Below are 20120 nucleotides of genomic sequence, written 5' to 3'. Positions count from 1 at the left end.
CTGCATGCAAAGTATGTATTCCAGGGAACAGTATTTATCTCTGTGTAAAGATATCGAAGAAGATGATTATCGCTATTATGTTCTTCATAATCCCATAATTTCAGATTATGATTATGATATGAAAATGCAGAAGCTTCTTGCTATAGAAGCTCAGTATCCCGAATGGAAGGTATTATGGTCTCCATCTATGCGGCTTGGAGATCGTGCCTCGGGAAGTTTCCCTGTCATTACGCATTCTCATCCCATGCTCTCTATTGCTAATGCCTATACTCTCGAAGAACTTAATGATTTCTTTTCTCGTGTAGAGAAAGCCCTAGGGTATAATCCCTCATACACTCTTGAGCTGAAAATTGATGGTATTGCTGTGGCTATCCGTTATGAGCAGGGAATTCTTGTTCAAGCTTTAAGTCGTGGAAATGGTCGTAAGGGAGAAGATATTACAGCAAATATTCGTACAATACGCTCTCTTCCTCTCCGCTTGCCAAAAGAGGCCCCAGAGTTTCTTGAAGTTCGTGGTGAGGTATTCTTCACACGAGAGATTTTTGAGCAGATAAACGCCGCGCAAAGACAAGCTGAAAAGCCAGAGTTTGCTAACCCTAGAAATGCTGCTGGAGGTACATTAAAGCTTTTATCTGCTAAAGAAGCGGCACAAAGAAATCTGGAGATCTCTGTTTATGGATCCCTGTGTAATGAGAATACAGAATCGCATTATGATAATCTTGCGCTATGTGAGGCATGGGGATTTCCTGTATTTGGACAGCCACGAAAGTGTAAAACTATAGATGAAGTAGTGAAATCTCTTGATGAAGTGGAAGTTTTTCGTGATCAGCTTCCTATGGAAATTGATGGTGTTGTGATTAAAGTGGACAGTATCGAGGCTCAGAAAACCTTGGGAATGACAGCAAAACATTATCGCTGGGCCTTGGCTTATAAGTATGCTCCAGAACAGGGAGAGACGATTTTAGAAGATATCTTAATTCAAGTGGGTAGGACCGGAGTTTTAACTCCTGTGGCTAAGCTGCGACCAGTATTTTTATCAGGATCAAGAGTTTCACGAGCTTCTTTGTATAATGAAGAAGAAATCGAGAGGAAAGATATCCGTATAGGCGATACTGTATATGTAGAAAAAGGCGGAGAAATCATCCCTAAAGTTGTTGGCGTATGTTTAGAGAAACGCCCTGAGGGTAGCCAACCTTGGATGATGCCAGAATATTGCCCGGTATGTCATGGAAAGGTAACTCGTGAATCTGATAAGGTTTCTGTTCGTTGTGTTAATCCTTCGTGTTCTGCAGGAGCTATAGAGAAAATTCGTTTTTTTGTTGGAAGAGGAGCTCTAGATATTGATCGTCTCGGGGAAAAAGTAATCACAAAGCTCTTTGATCTCGGAATAATTCATAGATGTTGTGATATTTTCCAAATTACCGAAGAAGATCTCCTTCAGGTACCGGGATTCAAAGACAAATCTGTGAAGAATGTTCTTAAGAGCATAGAGAAGGCTAAGAGGGTTCCTCTAGATCGCTTTATTGCGGCCTTAGGAATCCCCTATGTTGGTATTGGAGGAGCCGCCGCTCTTGCTCATCATTTTTTTACTTTAGAAGCTGTGATGGGTGCTTCTTTAGAGGAGCTAAAAGCTATTGAAGGGATCGGAGATAAGGTTGCTGAGTCTATAGTTGCCTACTTTAGTCAACAAGGCAATATTGAGGAGATTCAAAAAATGCTTTCCCTAGGGGTAAATGTCTTATCGTATCATAAGGAAAGTTCATCATGTTTAGGGAAAACCTTTGTTATCACAGGTACTCTTGAAAAAATGACAAGATCTGAAGCTGAGGCCTCTGTTCGTAAGTGTGGAGGTAAGGTAAGTTCTTCAGTTTCTAGAGGCACAGATTATCTTGTTGTTGGGGAGGACCCAGGGTCTAAATTGACAAAGGCTCGGGAGCTTAAGATCTCTATTTTAACCGAGAGTGATTTGTTAAAAATCCTTTACCCTAGCTAAAATCTTGCTTTTTTATCTTTTTGTTAAGTTCTTAACTTTCATTATTAAGTAAATAACCTCTCTATTCCTCCTTATATGATTTAATATAAATTCTTATGAGGTTATAATGTTTATCTAAAATTAAACATATTTTTAATATAGCTATATCTCGAGGTAGCCTGTGTCTATTTTCCTAGCCAACGGAGATACTAATCAAACCCTTCTTCAGTGGCTCTCTTTTTCTCCGGCTTCTCCGGCTTCCCCAGCATCTCCATTGAGTCCAGAGGCTAAGGGGCCTCGTTCTTCCCTAACCACTCAACAAGCTCTTTTAGATACTGTAGAGGGAGAGATCTCCTCCATGGAACAGACGGATCTCAAGAAGATGCGTTTATATAAGATTGCTCTTGTTATTCTGACAGTGATTGGGATGGCGATTCTCTTTGTCCTTCCAGTAGCTATGGTTTTCAATGTATCTATCTGGATTCCTATTGTGATTACTTTAGGAGTATCTTTAATTAGTGCAGCTGTCACCAATAAGCTAAGATCTCGTTGCGAGGAAATAAGATTAAAATATCGTTCACTACAGGTCTATCGTAGACATTTATTTAGCAAACATCCAGATCTCAAAAGCTCTACTTTATCTAAGTATCATGTTGAGCTTCCTAAAGGGGGATCGTTAAAAGAAAAGCTGCTTGCTCAATTGCGTCCAGATATGCATCAAAATTCGTTTGATGGCGGCGCCTCTTTAGATCAGAATTTAGGTTTATCAGGGGAAATAAACTCACGTTATCAGTGTGAAGCACTTTTAGGCGTGGATAATGTCAATGATGCAGCGTGGCAAAAACGTCTTACCGATGTATTGAACGCTAAGGTAGAATTATTAAAAAATAATTCTGCCTATGCAGCTTTACGAGGTCTTTCTAACTCTGCCCTGCGAGAAACCGGGGTAGATTTACCTACATTACTTCCAGGAATGGATTTCATAGATCTTGCTAAGTCTTTAATGAGCATTTGTGGATTCGGGAATAAAATTGGTTTGGAGATCCGCCAATCTATCGATCAATATGAGCGTACGTATTTACATAGTAAGACGCTTTCCTCCTGGTTATGTGAAGTCTCTCCTGCAACACAGTTATATTTATCTCAGGAACGACAAACTATTGATGTTAGCTTAGATATGTTCACAAAGCTGCAAACCCATATCAATCAAGTACAGTTTGCCGATTGGCTGATGCAGTTTGAAACCTGGAAAACGGATGTTTGTACCTTAGCGGCGAACCCCGCAGATCCCGATCTACATAAAAAAATTGTGGCAGGTGCAAATAAGCTCAATATTCATGAGGGAATGGATAAACCTCGCCAGGCTATGGTGAGAAGTATCCTTATTCAGCTTGAAGCTATAATCACAGAACATCAATCTGGGAATTCGGTAGATGTAAATAGAATGAATGCGAATCTTCAAGAATCTATAAAAATAGAGTTTAAGAAGATGTGTAAATCCTTGGGGAATAAGCACGCGAAACCTGCAGATTTATTGAATAAGGCAGAGCAAAAGTTTATCGGTTATCTTTCAAGCTTAGGGAATTTGAGTCCTTTATTCGACAAGATCTATAAATGTATACAGCTTGGAAAGTTTGTCCGGATGGATATGGAAAAGGCCATCCAGAAACATCCTGATAATCAACGTATTAGAATTTTAAGCTCTATAGATCAGCTATTAAACTTGGTAAATAGAGATAGTTGGGGAGCTGTATCTGCAAAATCCGTAGAAGAGATTCTCAAAGAAAAGCATGAGATTAAACAAGATTTAGAAAAAGCACGACAACAGGTTGATCAGTGGAGCGAGAAGTACAATAACTTTAAAGCTCAGAAGATGAGCCGAGTCTTAATGAATGACTTTTCTGAAAGTTATTCTACGATAGAGTCTGAAATTGATAAGTTATCAAAAACACATCATCAGGCCTCTGATGTTGAAGATTTCATAGATGGTTGTCGTAGATTTTTAGATACCACCTATGGTGCTCTTGGAGGTTCTCAAAACCTTCCTACTAAAGAAGAGATCACCGCGTGGTCCGAAGAGTTTAAAACCCTAATTAACGAATTAGAAAGCGTAATTCCTAATATCCAGGCTATAGGACAAAGGATTCAAACTGAGGGCACCTCAGGGAAATCGATGCTGTTACAGGCAATTACCAGCAAAGAGTCGTCTTTAAAAGCCGCCTCCAAGAAAAAAACAGCAGAACTCACAGCCGCAATTAAAGGACAGCCTTCCGGATCTCACGAAAGTATCACTACGTTGCTTGATGATGGTATTGTTCAGATAGAGGCTCTTTGTGGAGGTATGAGAGAGTTAGAGAAGTCTTTAAATGACCCTGACAAAATTGTTGTTGAGGAGGTGATTCGTGCATCTAACCATCTATTTTCAGTAATGCATAGTCCTAAATCTACTAAATTAGGAGATTTAGAAAAATTATTGTCCGTACGTAGTGAGGGTATTGCACATACGTCGGCTACGGAGCAAAGAGAGGCTGCAGAGAGTACTACGCAGACGGTTAGGGATGCTCAGAAAGTTGGTAAGAGTTTCTGGGAAACACGTAATAAAGATTTAGATAGTTTCTTAAAGCAGGTACAAAAAATCGCCAGTAAATGGAATATGGGACAGTCTATTGTCATGTTCGTTGCAGGTTTGATTCTTCTTATTGTCAGTTTATCCCTGCTATCATTCCAGATGGTATGGTTGCCCATAGGTATCAGTGCTGTGGCTCTTGTCTTACAGCTTATTCCAATGTTCTTTAATCATATAATTGAGAAAAAGACTTTTGATGTGCGTGCGGCATCTCTGGCAAAAGATATGCTTCCGTCAACAAAAATTCTTGCCTCAGAATTTGATAATCCAGATGTTCAGCGTCTCTCTCAGATTCAAGATATCTTGCAGTTGGAAGGTTATGAGCAGGCCTGGGCTAGGGGGATTATCAAAGATCTAGACGGTTCCCCTATTGATAAGAAAGACGATTTCAAAAAATCGATCAAAGAACTTAAAAGTTCTTCCAAATCTTTAGATAAAAGTATTAAGAAACGTTTTGGAACCACCGATCTTCAAAGTGTTATAGATCGTAAGAAGTCTGCCTCAGAAGCTGCTCAAGAGATCCAACCGGACACTTCCTCTCAACCAGGACGGGATTCTGCAATAAATAGAGTAGTTACGAAACCTTCAGATCCCGCTAGAGAGGCTTCTATAGCTGCACGTCAGCATCGTTTAGACCAGATTACAATGGAGATTTCTCGCATAGAGCAAGAGGAGAATAAGATAGTAGATTATCGTCTCCGCTATAGTGTTGAGATGACACGTTATGAGCAGGAATCTGCTTATTGTAAGCGGTTGCGAAAGCAATTTGACGATGCTAAAGCACAATTTTCTGTTTTGGAAAAAAATCTTGTTGAGAGCCAGGGAATGGTAGATATCTGTACCCAAGCGCTATCACAAGTGCCCGCTGCACAAACGGATCCTCAGGAAATTAAGGCCAAGCTTGATCTTCTTACTCAGTTAATGTTTAAAATTCACAATCCAAACACCAGCCCTAATGATGTGCAAGAGGCCAAGCGAGAGTTTGATAATGTAGTTAAAGAAGCCGCTGATAGAGGAAATCTTCAAGATCTCCGAGATGCGTTAGAGGTGTCTGCATGTTTAGGAAATAACGATGTAAGGTTAGATCAAACACGTAGAGACCGGCTTTCTCGCCTTGAGCTTGCTAGGGCAGCTTCACTATCTGGTGAAGATGCAGGATCGCAACGACCACATTTTATCTCTGAAAGATCCATAGTTGGTGAGCAAGAACTCGAGGTGCGTAAGAGAGTATTGGATTTCTTAGGTGTGAATTATATCTCTCCATTCTTAGAATTTTCTTCCTCTACTATCCATGGGAAAGGAAGTTCCATGGCTCAAGATGCTTTGAAAGAGCTTAAACTTCTCAAATTGAAGATAGATTCTGGAGATGAGATTTCTTCCGAAGAGTATAAGAAGGCCAAAAGACTTCTTTCTTCTTACTTAGATCTAGAAAGGCAGGTATCTCCATTAGCTTACGGAACATTGTTAGGAGATGAGAACTTTATTAAAAGCGCACAAATGATGAGAGAGAAACAATCTCTTCAGGAGATCGTTGGAATCAATATCACTTTGGGTCGCCATTATCTATGTTCTTTAGCAATCAAACGAATGCACAAGTGGATAAATAAGAAGGTCGAGAAGACAGAGAATAAAAATCTGATTTCTAATGTGTTAGAGGTTATTCGAGCTTGTGACAGCTCCAGTTCTTCTGATAATCAAGAGAATCTGCCCGATCTGTATGGAAAACTAGTGAAGCTTCCTAAGTACATTTTAATGCGCGTAATAAAGAATTTTAAAGTTCAAGCTCTACTGACTACACAAAAGATACAGGATGTTAAAGAAACGCAGAAGCAGTTTATTAAAGTTTCCAGTGTCGTTGAAGAGAAGGATAAGATGTTTGCTCAAAATCGTGCAGCCTGGGAGGGTGAACTACGAAATTTATCGCAGGTACTTCAAGATTTGCAGATAAGAAAACAGCAACTAGTTCAAGAGAAAGCTACACTTCGAGATAGATTATTCTCAGATGAGATTGACAATTAGGTAGAGAAAGGGGAGTTTACTGTATCTGGAAAGCCAGAAATTTTCAGATACAGTATTCTCTTAATCTAGTTTCTCAGCGGCAAATATCCGCAATAGATAGGAAATAAGCTCGTGTAATTTGAACTTATGTGTTCTATAACCGATATAGCAATCGGGACGGATAATAAATAATGAATCCGGATTTGCATGATAAAGATTGGAAATTTTTTGATCTTTGGTAACAATTACCTCTAACCACTCCCCGTACTCTTCTTTGAGAGCCTGTTCTAGGTCATTACGTTCTTTAAAGAAGATCAGAAGATGCTTAGTGCTCTTCAAACCATCTAATAGATAACTCCCGTTTTCAAGCTGAGCGTTAATAGCACGCATTCCAGGACCGGGTCCAAGAACCTCTTTATCTTGAGAAGACATTTTAATAATATCACTATTTTGATATTTCAATGCCTTGTGTGGAGGATAATAATACTCCCCTCCAGAAACATCTAGTTGACGACAACCCTTTAAGAAATAATACATAAGGGCTGGTGCATAAAGATTGGAAAACAATAAATTTTTAGCGCGTCTCTGTCTTTTCTCACTAAGATGGGGAAGAATATTTCCACTTTCATTTTCTTTAGCTGTTATGAGGTATTTTGAGGCAGCTTTTTTTACAACAGGAATAAGCTTCCATGTTAAGTTAAAGGCAGCATGGATATTTGAATTTATTCCCGTAAGATAAGAGAAATTCAAGTTATTGGCTAGGTTCCCAACAAACAGGAAATTGCTGTAGTCCGTAGGGTACTGATGGAAAACAGATTTTACATGATAATGTTCATCCGCAACAGCAAGATTATAATTATAGAGAAGCTTTTGCTTGTGTTTAACTGATAGGGGATAGGGAGTGTTGGTTAAGCAAAGCTGCTTGGATCCCTTCTCATGATTATAAAAGACAAAATTTAAGAAACTTTTTGAGCTAGGAACAAGATGAATATGGCTTTCTTCAAAAGGTTCACCTTCATCACAGTGAACAAAAAGAATTTCTTTTGCTTGTTTGCGTAGTTTTAACTGGGTTTTAAAGAGATCTCGAATATCAGGATCAGCGTCAGGATCAGCAGCAATTACCCATTTAGGGTTATAAATTTCTCGATTCTCGAAATTTTGTGATGTCTTAGTACTTTCAATAAAGATGCTATTGTCTACCAAAGTAACAGGACGTGTGCCCCAATGTATAGCTCCACCTTGTTCTTCAAACTTATGGATAAGGTGCCTGGTTAGTTCTTGATAAGAGGTCGACAAAGCAAAGGGGAAGCGGGATTCCGATGCTTGGTTAAATTTAAACAAGACAGTACGTTTCTTCCAGTGATAACGAGCACCAAAGAGTTTATGACCCTTTTCTATAAGATTATCCAATAGGCCTGCGTTATCTAAAAGTTCTAGAGAAGAGCAGGACAAAACAACAGGCAATTCCCTACAGTCTATAAAACCGGGATCCTCTGGAGAATCTCGATGGTCTATAACTTTTGCAAGAATACCATGCTGAATCAGCATGTTTGCTAAAATGAGACCCGTGGGGTTTGCACCTATGACTAATACATCTGTCATATCGATCTCTATAAGTAGAAGAAACGAATAAACCTAGTATAGGGAAAAGGATCAGATGAATCAAGAAGGTAATGATGAAGAAAGAGCTTGTTAATCTGTTTCTTCCCTAGAGGTATTTTTAGATACGCACACTAAATCATATACGTTTACAAAATAGATTGGAAATATTCGACAATGTCGTTGATAATAACTGCCAAATGTGGAGATGAGCCCAGATTATGGTCGGTATTTTCATAGGTTTTAAATTCTGTATTTCCCGGAGCGGTATTTTTAAATAAATCCCGTTGAGTTAATGAGACTAAATTATCCTCAAGACCTTGTAAATGTAAAATAGGTATTCTCACGGGTAGAGAATTTAAAACAATATGATCTTGAAGAGAAAGAAAATCTTTTACATCCTCTTCACACACTAATAGGGGAGCTGGGCCAAATCCGAAATCTTTTCCAAGATTATCCACGATATTTGTGTTGTTTTTTACAGCTTCATACATTTCTTTAAATAGAATAGCTCCATCTGCAACCGGTGCCCAAATACTTATGGCGCGAATCTGAAACTGATTAGGCCTATAAAAACTTGCTAAATGAAATGCTGTGTGGCAGCCCAGGGAGAAACCTGCAATACCCAATCTACGCGGATTGATTTCTGGATACTGTGTTACAGTATAAAGAATATCTTCACCGTTTCTTAAGTAGGTTTTAATAGGTACTTCGGTAGCGATACCTTCGCTGTTACCGCATCCCGCCATGTCAAAGCGTACACTAGCAATTCCTGCTTGAGCTAAAGAGCGTGCGATCTTTCTATAAGATCCTGTTAATCCTCCGACTGTGTTACCTCGGAACCCATGAAATAGGATAACCGTAGGGTAACCGTCTTCTGGCATTGGAGTTGTGGGTAAGTGTAGGGTCCCTACAAGATTATGCTCGCCACTTTGTATATTGATTGCTCGACAGATTTCATTTTTCGGAGTCTTTGTTTTATTAATAATAAGTAGGGTGTCGGGAATTTCTGGGAATCCAGGGATTTTAATGGGTTCGGCATAGGATGCGTTTGCTATTATGAAAAATAAAGAAATAAATGCGGATAATTTGCGCATTTTAACTAACATGGAAGACAACCTAACTAAAAGATAATTAAAATAGGACTTTATATTTTTTTTGTCAATGGGGTGAAAAGGAAAGGCGGGTCAAAACTGTAACACAAGTTGTTTTTTATAAAAATTTTTAATCTTTTAGGACCTCTGAATTAGAAGATACTTGTCTTTTCATCAAGTGAACGATACACTAGCCTTTATTTTGTTTTAAAAAGATCTCTTTGTCGGGATATTATGCGCTACGATCCTAGTTTGATAGAAAAAAAATGGCAGGAATTTTGGAAGGAGGCCAGAAGCTTCAAGGCAGATGAGGCTAGTGATAAACCAAAATATTATGTGTTAGATATGTTTCCTTATCCCTCTGGATCAGGGTTGCATGTAGGTCATTTGATAGGGTATACAGCTACAGATATCGTGGCTCGGTATAAAAGAGCTAAGGGATATTCAGTCTTACATCCCATGGGTTGGGATAGTTTTGGATTGCCTGCAGAACAGTACGCTGTTAGGACAGGTACACATCCTAGAGAAACCACACAGAAGAATATAGAAAATTTTAGAAGGCAGCTCTCTGCTATGGGGTTCTCTTATGATGAGAGTAGGGAGTTTGCCACTAGTGATCCGGATTACTATCGTTGGACACAAAAATTATTTCTTTTTCTTTATGAAAAGGGTCTTGCCTACATGGCGGATATGGCGGTCAATTATTGTCCGGAGCTAGGGACAGTTCTATCCAATGAAGAGGTGGAAAATGGTTTGTCCGTAGAAGGAGGGTATCCTGTAGAGCGGAGAATGTTGCGCCAATGGATTTTACGTATTACGGCTTATTCAGATCAGCTTTTAGAGGGTTTAGAAGATCTTGATTGGCCAGAAAATGTTAAGCAGCTTCAGAGAAATTGGATAGGGAAGTCCGAAGGGGCTCTTGTTCGTTTTGAAGTGAGCAACAAAAACTTTTTAGAAGTATTTACAACGCGTCCCGACACCCTATGCGGTGTATCATTTTTAGTAATTGCCCCAGAGCATCCTGAGGTTAATCAATTAATTTCTGAGAATCAGCGTGAAGCCGTAGAGAGCTATATCCGTATCGCTCAAAGTAAAAGTGAAAGAGATCGTATAAGCGAGACTAAAGTAAAAAGCGGAGTATTTACAGGAACATATGCTAAACATCCTATAACTGGAGCAGATATTCCTATTTGGATTTCGGATTATGTCATTTTGGGTTATGGCTCTGGTGTTGTTATGGGTGTTCCTGCTCATGACGAAAGAGATAGAGAATTTGCTGAAACCTTCTCTTTGCCTATTTATGAGGTTCTTGATCAAGATGGGTATTGTGTTCATAGTAATCATAGAGACTTTCATTTAGACGGTCTTAGAGATCAAGAAGCTAAAGACTACATAATTGCCTATTTGCAAAAGAAAAATTTAGGAGAAGCTAAAGTTGCTTATAAGCTGCGTGATTGGTTGTTTTCTCGACAAAGATATTGGGGAGAGCCGATTCCTATTATTCACTTTGAAGATGGCACCTCTCGTCCTTTAGAAGATGATGAGCTTCCTTTATTACCTCCTGAAGTTCAGGATTATCGTCCTGAAGGTTTTGGTCAGGGGCCTTTGGCAAAAGTAAAAGAGTGGGTGGATATTCATGATGTAAAAACTAACCGCCTAGGCAGACGCGAGACGCATACTATGCCGCAATGGGCAGGATCATGTTGGTATTACCTACGTTTTTGTGATGCACACAATTTTCAAGCCCCTTGGTCTCATGAAAATGAAAGATATTGGATGCCGGTAGATCTATATATCGGAGGTGCGGAACACGCGGTTTTACATCTATTATACTCGCGTTTTTGGCATCGAGTATTTTATGAAGCTGGTATGGTCTCTAATGCAGAGCCGTTTAAAAAGCTAATAAATCAAGGTTTAGTTCTTGCAACTTCTTATCGGATTCCTGGTAAGGGTTACGTTTGTCCTGAAGATGCTCGTGAAGATAATGGTGTTTGGACAAGTACTTCCGGAGAAGAATTAGAAGTGCGTCAAGAAAAGATGTCTAAATCCAAGCTAAATGGAGTAGACCCTCAAATCCTCATCGATGAATTTGGTGCAGATGCATTGCGCATGTACGCAATGTTTTCTGGACCTTTAGATAAAAATAAGCTTTGGTGTAATCAAGGTGTTTCTGGTTGTAGACGCTTCCTCAATCGTTTCTATGAAATGGCAACATCGTCTTTGGTTCAAGATATTGATGATCCTAAAGGGATAGCTTTAGCACATAGATTGGTTCACCGGGTGAGTGAAGATATTGAAAAAATGTCTTTAAATACTATTCCATCTTCTTTTATGGAATTCATAAATGAATTTGTGAAGCTTAACATTTATCCTAAAGCAGCTTTAGCTATGGTTGTGCAAGCTTTAGCTCCTATAGCTCCGCACATTAGTGAGGAGCTATGGACAGTCTTAGGTTATGCTCCTGGTATAGATACCGCAGGGTGGCCGAAAGTAGATCTTAAATATTTGGAAGATACTTCAGTAACATTTGTAATACAGGTAAACGGAAAGCTACGTGCACGCTTAGATATTGATAAGTCAACTTCTAAAGAAAATGTTCTGTCTTTAGCAAAAGAAGCTGTCGCTAAATATCTAGAAGATAAAGAAATTAAACAGGAAGTTTTTGTTCCTAATAGATTGGTGAATTTTGTTCTATGATTAAACGTCGAATGACTAAGTTACATACTTTTCTATATGATTGTTTTTTAATCTTAGCGTTTACAATAGCGCTTCCTAAGATTCTTTATAAAAAATTTGTTCATGGGAAGTATAAGAAAGCATTAAAAATTCGTTTTGGTTTAAAGAAACCTCAACTGCTTGGAGAAGGTCCTGTAGTTTGGTTTCACGGCGCTTCTGTAGGTGAGGTATCTCTTCTTGTCCCTATTGTAGAGAAGTTCATGAAAGATTATCCTCATTGGCGTTGTGTTGTCACTGCCTGTAGTGAATCTGGATACGAGAATGCGGAAAGGTTGTTCGGGCCTATAGGAGTTACAACCTTCATTTTGCCCTTAGATTTAAGTCTGATTATCAAACCTGTCGTTAGAGCTATTTCACCGTCTCTGCTTGTATTTTCAGAAGGAGATTGCTGGTTGAATTTTGTTGAAGAATCAAAGAAAATAGGAGCTACAGCAATCGTAATTAATGGCAAGCTCTCCGCAAACTCTTGTAAATGGTTCACAATTTTAAAACGGTTTGGTAGGAATTATTTTTCTCCTATAGATGGATTTTTACTTCAAGACGATCAACATAAAGCGCGTTTTTTACGTCTTGGTGTCGACGAGAAGAAGATAACAGTCACAGGAAATATTAAAACCTATACGGAAACTTCCTCTGAAAATAACAAACGGAGCTATTGGAGACAGAAGCTCCAAATATCTGATAATGCAGAATTGCTTGTTTTAGGCTCGACACATCCTAAGGATGTCAATGCCTGGATTCCTGTAATTCGTCAACTTCGTCATAGAAATCTTAAAGTGCTTTGGGTGCCTCGTCATATCGAGAGAACTAAAGAATTAGAAAGTCTTTTAGTAAAAGAAAATATTTCTTATGGATTATGGAGTCGGGAATCTACATTTGATAAAAATGATGCGATTATTGTTGATGCAATAGGTTGGTTAAAACAACTATATTTTGCTGCCGATCTTGCTTTTGTTGGCGGTACATTTGATGATAGGGTAGGGGGACATAATCTTTTAGAACCCTTGCAATGTGGTGTCCCATTAATGTTTGGTCCCTATATTAAATCTCAATCAGATTTAGCGATGCGTCTATTATCGATAGGGGCGGGTTGCTGTTTAGATGAGAGAAATATGCTAGAAGTAATAACCTCTTTACTTGATCATCCTGAAGAAAGAATTGCTTATATTCATAAGGGGAACACGTTCTTACATGAAGAAAGAGCGGCTTTCGATTGTACCTGGGAATCTTTTAAGAGATATATCCCTTGTGTAAAAATATAGAGCTTTGCTAAAGTCTTTTACTTATCGCGGGATAGAGTAGTGGTCATCTCGTTGGGCTCATAACCCAAAGGTCGGAGGTTCGAATCCTTCTCCCGCTATTAATTTTACCATCTAGTGTGGCGGTATAGCTCAGATGGTTAGAGCAGCAGAATCATAATCTGCGAGTCGTTGGTTCAAGTCCGACTACCGCTATTTTTCTTTTATAAGCATCTTTTTAGAGAGTGGTTTTTTGAAGTAGCCAGCTATGTTGCCTTAAAAGGTGCTTATTTTTCTCTACTTTCTATTTTCCCATAGTAATGTTAGCGGCCTTTGATCTACTAAGCGTTCCTCACCAAAGTATTGCAATGGTCCGGGGAAACAGTAAAGATCTTTCATTAAGCATGTATCACTTTGATTTAGTAGGTACTGTACTTCTGGAGCATTAGGATTCACAGAATCAGTTTTAATTACCGGATTATCTTCTCCTAAACGATATTCCAATTGCATCATTTTATATAGGGGCGTAGCTCCACCAATCCATTCACTATATGAACGAGCGAGGTTATTGATGGTCACCATATAACCAGTCCGTTGTCTAATGAGAAAAAGAGCGGAAATAATCCCCAAGGCTAGTCCATAATTTGCATCAAAATTTGAGGGGAATCCTGCTCGAGATTCATAACCAAAAAAGTGATTTACAGGTTGGAATTCCATGTTTGGTTCTATTTTCTGGATTTCCTTTTTTATTAATGCAGCTAAGAGTTCTTCGGTGGCAATTTTAGATACACGCACATTTCCATAAGAGTCTCTGGCAATTAGTAATTGATGAGCAATTTCTGTAGGTAGAGAAGAAAATGTCTTCAGAGATTCTGGAGAAAGCTTTTTATTTACATTATCTAAATTTAAATTGTTGTCTAACAATAAAACATTCAATTCATTAATCAGCTTTCTTGTGTCAAATACATGTTCGATCAAGCCTTCAGGAATAAGTATCGTACTATAATTTTTCCCTGATCTGTAACGGTTTACTAAGCCCATAGCGATATGTTCGCTAAGTTTTTGTAGGGAAATCTTTCTCATCGCGATATGTTCGCTAATGAGAGTGATATTAGGTAAGGTCTGCAAACCGCACTCTAAAGTTGTATAAGAGGCTTTTTGTCCCATGAGACGGACAAAATGATGGTACTTCTTTATAGATAAAGTATCTTTTTCTAAATTTCCGATCATTTCTGAATAGATGCGGCAGGAAGTATGAAAGCCTAATGGTGTTTCAATCCAAAAATTTTTGAGATCCCCATCAATAGTTTTAGGTACACCTACAATAGGAATATTGCAGTTATGCTTAAGAAAATACTCAGCAAGCATTGCAGTGTCGGTATTAGAATCGTTTCCTCCTATAATGAGTAAACCATCAAGCTTAAGCTTTTTCACATTAGTGAGAATTGTACTTTTTTGTTCCTTGGTTTTGATTTTCTCTTTACTGGAAGAGAGCATGTCAAAACCACCGACATTGTAATAATCATAAATTACAGAAATATCGAGATCTTTGTAGAGTCCACGCGTTAATCCTAAAGGACCTTGGATAAACCCATAGAGCTTTGTTTTTGGATTGAAGGCTCGTAGGCCTTCAAAGAGTCCTATAACTACGTTATGGCCTCCAGGTGCCTGTCCTCCAGAAAGTAAAACACCAATTTTTAATGGTCGTGAAGGTGTGGCTTCTCCTTTTTCAATAGTTACTTCAGGAATAGAACATAAATTAGGAATATATTCTTGAAGATCTTTAGGAATAGAGGGGGACTCTGTAGAATCTACAATATGTAACGATGTAATACCGTTTAAGAAACTTAGCGTTTCTGGACGATAATGCAAACGTTGCAATTCAAAGTAACTTTTATTTACAGAGAGAAGCTCCATAGGTAGTTCCTAGGGAATAAGTTGATGTTTTAACCATTGTACAAGTTCTAGTAACATAGAGCAAGACTGAGGAATATGATGTCCTGTATTTGGATACGTACGTATCTCATAAAGATTTGATTTATGGCTCATAGCTTCCGCAAAGATTTTCTGATGATGCAGAGATACAGTTGTATCGTCTTCTCCTTGCATATGCAGTATAGATAGAGAATCAGAAAATTTAGAAACTTCTTTAGTTACATCCATTTCAATGAATTGTGAACAAAACGTTTTGTTTATCGGCATACCTGCATAGAGAATATCTTCTGAGGATGGAGCATGGGCAATAAGATTATTAGGAATATTGACAGCTTCCTGTAACCATATAGCACCTTGAATTGTTGGCGCCCATACAGCAAGGCTTTTTACATATTGTAGGGTAGGCATATTTAATAGAGCTAACGTTCCTCCTAATGAAGAACCAAAGACAGCAATATTTTTCGTATCGATATTATTTAAGCCATAACCATGAGAGATAATTTCATTTGCACTAGTGATATAGTCACTAAATGAGAAGTCGTATAGGGAACCTTCGGAATCACCGTGTCCAGGGAGATCAACACGCAAAACAGAAATACCATGTTCTGTGAGTTTTTCAGCAAGCTGTACATGAGTGCGTTTGGAACCAATTTTACTTGAAGCTAACCCATGAAGAGTAATCACCAAGGGGTAGGGAGCACAAGCCTGTAAAGGTGTATGAAGAACACCGAAAGTTGTGATGTTATTGAGAATATTAAATTTTATAACGTGGCGTTGTTCATGTTTATGACACGTAGTGCTCATTTGGTTATATTTCTCCTAATTTATGGAGGCTTTTATAATGTTAATTTAATTTTTTAAAAAGAATTCGTCGAGAAGAAACTCCGCTTCTTATTTTAAGGATGTAGGAATGATGAGATTAGTAATCACAGTCAGGAATTTCCATACAGATTGAGCATCTTTTTTGCCATTCATTATGATTGAGGAGGAGGGTTAGCGGAGGAAAATGATCGGAATGAGTGTTTGGTGGTGTGTCAATTTGTAATGGGCCTAAAAAGCGATAGGAGTCTTCAAGAGCCCAGATTTTTCTATATAACTTAAACTTAAGGAAAGCTGGGCTACTTATATCTATCAAACTCTTTTTTATTAGGGGTTTTATAGTTCCATCTGATTTTTTCTTTGTTGTAAACATTTTCACAATAGGCATGGCGCGTAGCCGCCATTTATCCACTATATTGATTAGAGATTCGATAACTGTGAGATAACCATTACAACGATTAAATATCAGAACTCCTGTACCATAACCTAGAGCATAACTGTATGTATTATCGAATTTTGTGGGTAAACAGGATCTTCCTTCATAACCTAGGAAATGTGAAATTGCATTAAAGGGAACATTTTTGAAATACTTCTTTAAGTGATTGTCTACAAGGTGGATGAGAAGCTTATCCACACTAATTTTAGACACGTAGGCATTTCCGTGAGCATCTCTATCATTAAGAAGCTGATTTGCAATGGCTTCAGGGAAGCTTTTTAATAGTTTCTGAGACTCTCGAGATAATGATGAGAATTTATCAATATCTTCGGGGATTCTTTCTATTTCCTTAACAAGATTATTAATCTCAGGAATAAACTCGATAATACCCTCAGGAATGAGAATAATACCGTAGTATTTTCCCATAGCGGCTCTATCAGCAATAATCGAGCATATCTTATGAATGATCGTTTTTAAGGGGACATTTTTTTCTGCGATTTCTTCGCCTATCAGTGTGATATTAGGATGTGTTTGTAGGGTACATTCTAAAGCAATATGAGATGCTGATCGTCCCATAAGCTTTATAAAATGATAATGTGCTTTGCAAGATAGTGTATCTCTTGAGATATTACTGATGATTGAAGAATAAAACTTTGTTGCTGAATCAAATCCAAAGGTAAGGTCTAAAAATAAGTGTTGGAGATCTCCGTCAATAGTTTTGGGAACACCTACAACGCATGTTTTGGGGTGATGCTGAGAAAAATATTCCGCAAGAATTGCGGTTGCTGTATTTGAGCCATCCCCACCAATAATTACTAAACCATCAAGATCCAAAGCTCTCACGGTTTTTAAGCATGCGGCTTTATTTTCTTCAGTGATGATATTCGTTCTTCCTGTTCCTATACAGTTAAAACCTCCGGAATTTCTAAAGCATTCCATAAATTCTTCGTTAATCTCTACTGTATTGTTGTTAAGAATTCCCTGACCGTTATTTAGAAATCCTATTAGAGAGCTATCTGGATGGATTTTTTTTAAACTATGTAATAATCCCCAAATGACATTATGCCCACCAGGAGCGGGGCCTCCGGATAGCATCACCCCAACTTTTAATGGATATATCGGTGGTATAGTTCCTGAAGTGAATTTTAGATAGGGGCTATCGTAAGTATTGGGAAAAAGTTTGGCAACATCAGCATCAAATTTGGGAGAAAAACGCAAATCGTTGGTAGGAAGCAGAGAGGGAAATTTTTGTAGTTCTCTAGGCAAAGGAGGAGTGCCTGGGATAACTACACCATTGAGATCGCTAAAGTTTGGATGCATAACAATTAATGGATACGGTTATTTTCGCAAGTTAGTTGTGTTTGTCTTTATCGACAATGAGAAAAACTTCTAAAAGAAGGTTTATTTATCTCGTTGTTAAGGAAGGTTCAGTTTAGATAAGACCGAGAATTTTCCACCATAAGCTGCCAATACCGACCCAAATGACGATATTCATAATGCTGAGCACAAAACCAGATCTCCACCAATCCTTGACTGAAACAAGTTGAGAGCCAAAATAAAGGGGAGCGGGTCCTGAACCATAGTGTGTGAGCCCTCCAAATAAGTTACTTGAAAAAGCGAGTACTAGGCAGGCAAAAATTGGGTTTGTTCCTAATGATATAGAAACCGCTAAGAATACTGGAAACATTGCTCCGATATGTGCTGTGTTACTTGCAAATAGATAGTGTGAGTAAAAGTACATGAGAAAGAGAATAGGGAAGCCTACTTTCCAAGATAATCCTGCAACTCCTGCAGCTACAGAATCACCAATTAGAGGAATAAAGCCGAGTTGATTTAGGAATGATGCCATCATAATCAGAGCACCGAACCAAATAAAAGTTTCCCATGCAGTGGTATTAGCCATAACATCTTTATGCCAATCTAAAATATTCGTAAGAATGAGTAGAGATAAGCCAATTAGAGCTGCTGTTGTTGCTGAGATTCTTAATAAGTCTCCAAATGTCCATAAGACAACAAGGAGAATGAAAATCATTAAGATAATCTTCTCACCTTTTTTCAAAGGCCCCATTTCTTTAAGACGTAATTTTGCTGTGCGGATTGCTTCTTCGCATGAAGTAATTGTTGGTGGATAGAGCTTATAAAGTACTATAGGCATAAGTACTAAGCTAAGTAATCCAGGAATTACCGCCGCTTTTGCCCATGTTGCCCAAGTTAGAGCGACTCCAGCATTACTTGCTAGAGCTGCTACTAGAGGATTACCTGCCATGGCTGTAAGAAACATTGCACTAGTAATTACAGAACTTTGATATGCGACTTTAATTAAAAAGGATCCAATTAGGCTTTCTGTACCTTTTTCTGGAGAGCTTCCAAATGATTCTGATAATCCCATAACTACAGGATAGAGAATACCTCCGGAACGTGCTGTTACACTGGGGATGGCAGGGGCTAGTAGGAAATCTGTGATTACTAAACCATAGCTTAATCCTAAAGGGTTTTTCCCTAAGATACTGACGAAAAAATAAGCAACCCGTTCTCCAAGCCCCGTTTTAATAATACCTTTTGCTATGGAAAATGATAAGAAGACCAACCAGGCTATTGGATTATGAAATCCTGATAACCCTTGTTCTAGGGTTAAGGTTTGTGTAAGTAACAGTGTAGAAATCCCAATAATGACTATGGCTCCCATAGGCAATGGCTGTAGAATAATTCCTAAAATTGTTGTTGTGAATACAGCGAATAGATGCCAAGCATTAGGGTTTATCGCTTCCGGGTGAGGGCAAAACCATATACCTAGGAGTGCGAGAGTGAGGAATAAAAGAGATAAGAAACGTTTTTGTTTATTCACTTGGGACCTCTTTGCGTTATAATCTGTTGGAAAATCCCTTGGGGATTAAGGCTCTATAGGAAAATCTTCGAGCCATTTTTCCATTTCTTCTAGGGTGTCGTTAATGAGTTCTGGTGAGGATAGAAGTTCTTGAAGGCAGGACTCAGTAGTTTCTTCATTTATGATATTCGTTACGTCTTCCATGCTGATGAAAGTTATATCTACGAGACCGGCATTAAAAGCTTTGCTAATTGGATAGAATAATTCCGCGGGATATAATGCACATATAGCAGCTATGAGACTATCCCAAGCAAAAGAAGGACTTTTTTCTAATCTATAGTTTAACAATTCTCCAAAATAACGAATAGTTGTATCTCTAGAGATCTTTTTTATTCCTACAAGATGTACAAGACTAGAAATTCCTGCAGCTTTTACATAAGGATTGATTCCAGGAGCTTCTATAAGCTCTTTAATCAAAGATGCATCGTCACACACACTAGCAAGAATTCTTGGAAGGTCTTCAGTAAGAACATCACCAGCAATTGCGTGAGGCGTATCATCAGTATAAGAAAAAAGCTTGATAATTAATGGAAGAGCTCGGGTTTCTCGAAACTGTGCTAATAAATACATAGCATAAAGATGGCCTTGGTAACTGCCATCGTTGATTAATTCTGGTACGCGTTCGGTTGCGTCTTCAAGAATTTGAAGTAAATAAGGAGTAATTTGCGTATGTTTGACGATAGCAGCTTCTATAGCTTCTCTGGGAAGTGTCCCTTCGTCGTAAGCGAGGTCTTCCAAGATATGAGAAATTTCCATCGTCAATGATGCTCCATTTCAACGGCT

At 38.4% G+C, this 20120-nt stretch carries 11 protein-coding genes and 2 tRNA genes; 6 read left to right on the top strand and 7 right to left on the bottom strand.

The window, feature by feature from the left end; genetic code table 11:
• Positions 1-4 precede the first annotated feature (4 nt).
• Together ligA and C10C_RS03090 are read left to right on the top strand one after the other, a co-directional pair.
• Positions 5-1993 carry an NAD-dependent DNA ligase LigA gene (gene ligA / locus C10C_RS03095; RefSeq protein ID WP_117274386.1) on the top strand — a complete coding sequence of 663 codons (1989 nt, stop codon included), beginning with the start codon at positions 5-7 and terminating at the stop codon, positions 1991-1993.
• 160 nt (positions 1994-2153) lie between these two features.
• Positions 2154-6617: a hypothetical protein gene (locus tag C10C_RS03090; protein WP_117274385.1), complete on the top strand. Its 4464-nt coding sequence runs from the start codon at positions 2154-2156 to the stop codon at positions 6615-6617.
• Positions 6618-6677: 60 nt separating this feature from the next.
• On the opposite strand, the gene C10C_RS03085 is transcribed toward C10C_RS03090, so the two are convergent.
• Both C10C_RS03085 and C10C_RS03080 read right to left on the bottom strand, forming a co-directional pair.
• Positions 6678-8198, bottom strand: coding sequence for an FAD-dependent oxidoreductase (locus C10C_RS03085; RefSeq protein WP_117274384.1), 1521 nt, complete (start codon positions 8196-8198; stop codon positions 6678-6680).
• A 146-nt stretch (positions 8199-8344) separates the two neighbouring features.
• Positions 8345-9292, bottom strand: a complete 948-nt coding sequence (locus C10C_RS03080; protein ID WP_117274770.1) for an alpha/beta hydrolase — start codon at positions 9290-9292, stop codon at positions 8345-8347.
• Positions 9293-9523: 231 nt separating this feature from the next.
• Here C10C_RS03080 and leuS point away from each other — a divergent pair, with 231 nt between their 5' ends.
• From leuS to C10C_RS03060, 4 genes are all read left to right on the top strand, one after another.
• Positions 9524-11986: a leucine--tRNA ligase gene (leuS, locus tag C10C_RS03075; RefSeq protein ID WP_117274383.1), complete on the top strand. Its 2463-nt coding sequence runs from the start codon at positions 9524-9526 to the stop codon at positions 11984-11986.
• Positions 11983-13287: a lipid IV(A) 3-deoxy-D-manno-octulosonic acid transferase gene (waaA, locus tag C10C_RS03070; RefSeq protein ID WP_117274382.1), complete on the top strand. Its 1305-nt coding sequence runs from the start codon at positions 11983-11985 to the stop codon at positions 13285-13287. The genes leuS and waaA overlap by 4 nt, the downstream gene beginning before the upstream one ends.
• Positions 13288-13312: 25 nt before the next feature.
• Positions 13313-13385 (top strand) — tRNA-Met (locus C10C_RS03065).
• A gap of 20 nt (positions 13386-13405) precedes the next feature.
• Positions 13406-13479 (top strand) — tRNA-Met (locus tag C10C_RS03060).
• Positions 13480-13560: 81 nt separating this feature from the next.
• On the opposite strand, the gene C10C_RS03055 is transcribed toward C10C_RS03060, so the two are convergent.
• The 5 genes from C10C_RS03055 to C10C_RS03035 form a co-directional block, all read right to left on the bottom strand.
• Complete coding sequence (locus C10C_RS03055; RefSeq protein ID WP_117274381.1) at positions 13561-15180, bottom strand: diphosphate--fructose-6-phosphate 1-phosphotransferase; 1620 nt, start codon at positions 15178-15180, stop codon at positions 13561-13563.
• 9 nt (positions 15181-15189) lie between these two features.
• Positions 15190-16002: an alpha/beta hydrolase gene (locus C10C_RS03050; protein WP_117274380.1), complete on the bottom strand. Its 813-nt coding sequence runs from the start codon at positions 16000-16002 to the stop codon at positions 15190-15192.
• Between the two features lie 115 nt (positions 16003-16117).
• Positions 16118-17773, bottom strand: coding sequence for a diphosphate--fructose-6-phosphate 1-phosphotransferase (locus C10C_RS03045; protein WP_117274379.1), 1656 nt, complete (start codon positions 17771-17773; stop codon positions 16118-16120).
• A gap of 112 nt (positions 17774-17885) precedes the next feature.
• Positions 17886-19298 carry an anion permease gene (locus C10C_RS03040; RefSeq protein ID WP_117274378.1) on the bottom strand — a complete coding sequence of 471 codons (1413 nt, stop codon included), beginning with the start codon at positions 19296-19298 and terminating at the stop codon, positions 17886-17888.
• A gap of 45 nt (positions 19299-19343) precedes the next feature.
• Positions 19344-20099, bottom strand: coding sequence for a DUF1186 domain-containing protein (locus C10C_RS03035; protein WP_174222230.1), 756 nt, complete (start codon positions 20097-20099; stop codon positions 19344-19346).
• Positions 20100-20120: the final 21 nt, after the last annotated feature.

Source organism: Chlamydia poikilotherma, from assembly GCF_900239975.1.
GTDB lineage: Bacteria > Chlamydiota > Chlamydiia > Chlamydiales > Chlamydiaceae > Chlamydia > Chlamydia poikilotherma.
The sequence above is the reverse complement of the archived record's forward strand: the minus strand, read 5'-3'. Positions and strand labels throughout refer to the sequence as shown.

Excerpts from the sequence above, each read along its gene's own strand:
- waaA (WP_117274382.1), top strand. The coding sequence starts at position 11,983 with ATGATTAAACGTCGAATGACTAAGTTACATACTTTTCTATATGATTGT.
- C10C_RS03045 (WP_117274379.1), bottom strand. The coding sequence starts at position 17,773 with ATGCATCCAAACTTTAGCGATCTCAATGGTGTAGTTATCCCAGGCACT.
- C10C_RS03050 (WP_117274380.1), bottom strand. The coding sequence starts at position 16,002 with ATGAGCACTACGTGTCATAAACATGAACAACGCCACGTTATAAAATTT.
- C10C_RS03055 (WP_117274381.1), bottom strand. The coding sequence starts at position 15,180 with ATGGAGCTTCTCTCTGTAAATAAAAGTTACTTTGAATTGCAACGTTTG.
- ligA (WP_117274386.1), top strand. The coding sequence starts at position 5 with ATGCAAAGTATGTATTCCAGGGAACAGTATTTATCTCTGTGTAAAGAT.
- leuS (WP_117274383.1), top strand. The coding sequence starts at position 9,524 with ATGCGCTACGATCCTAGTTTGATAGAAAAAAAATGGCAGGAATTTTGG.
- C10C_RS03085 (WP_117274384.1), bottom strand. The coding sequence starts at position 8,198 with ATGACAGATGTATTAGTCATAGGTGCAAACCCCACGGGTCTCATTTTA.
- C10C_RS03080 (WP_117274770.1), bottom strand. The coding sequence starts at position 9,292 with ATGCGCAAATTATCCGCATTTATTTCTTTATTTTTCATAATAGCAAAC.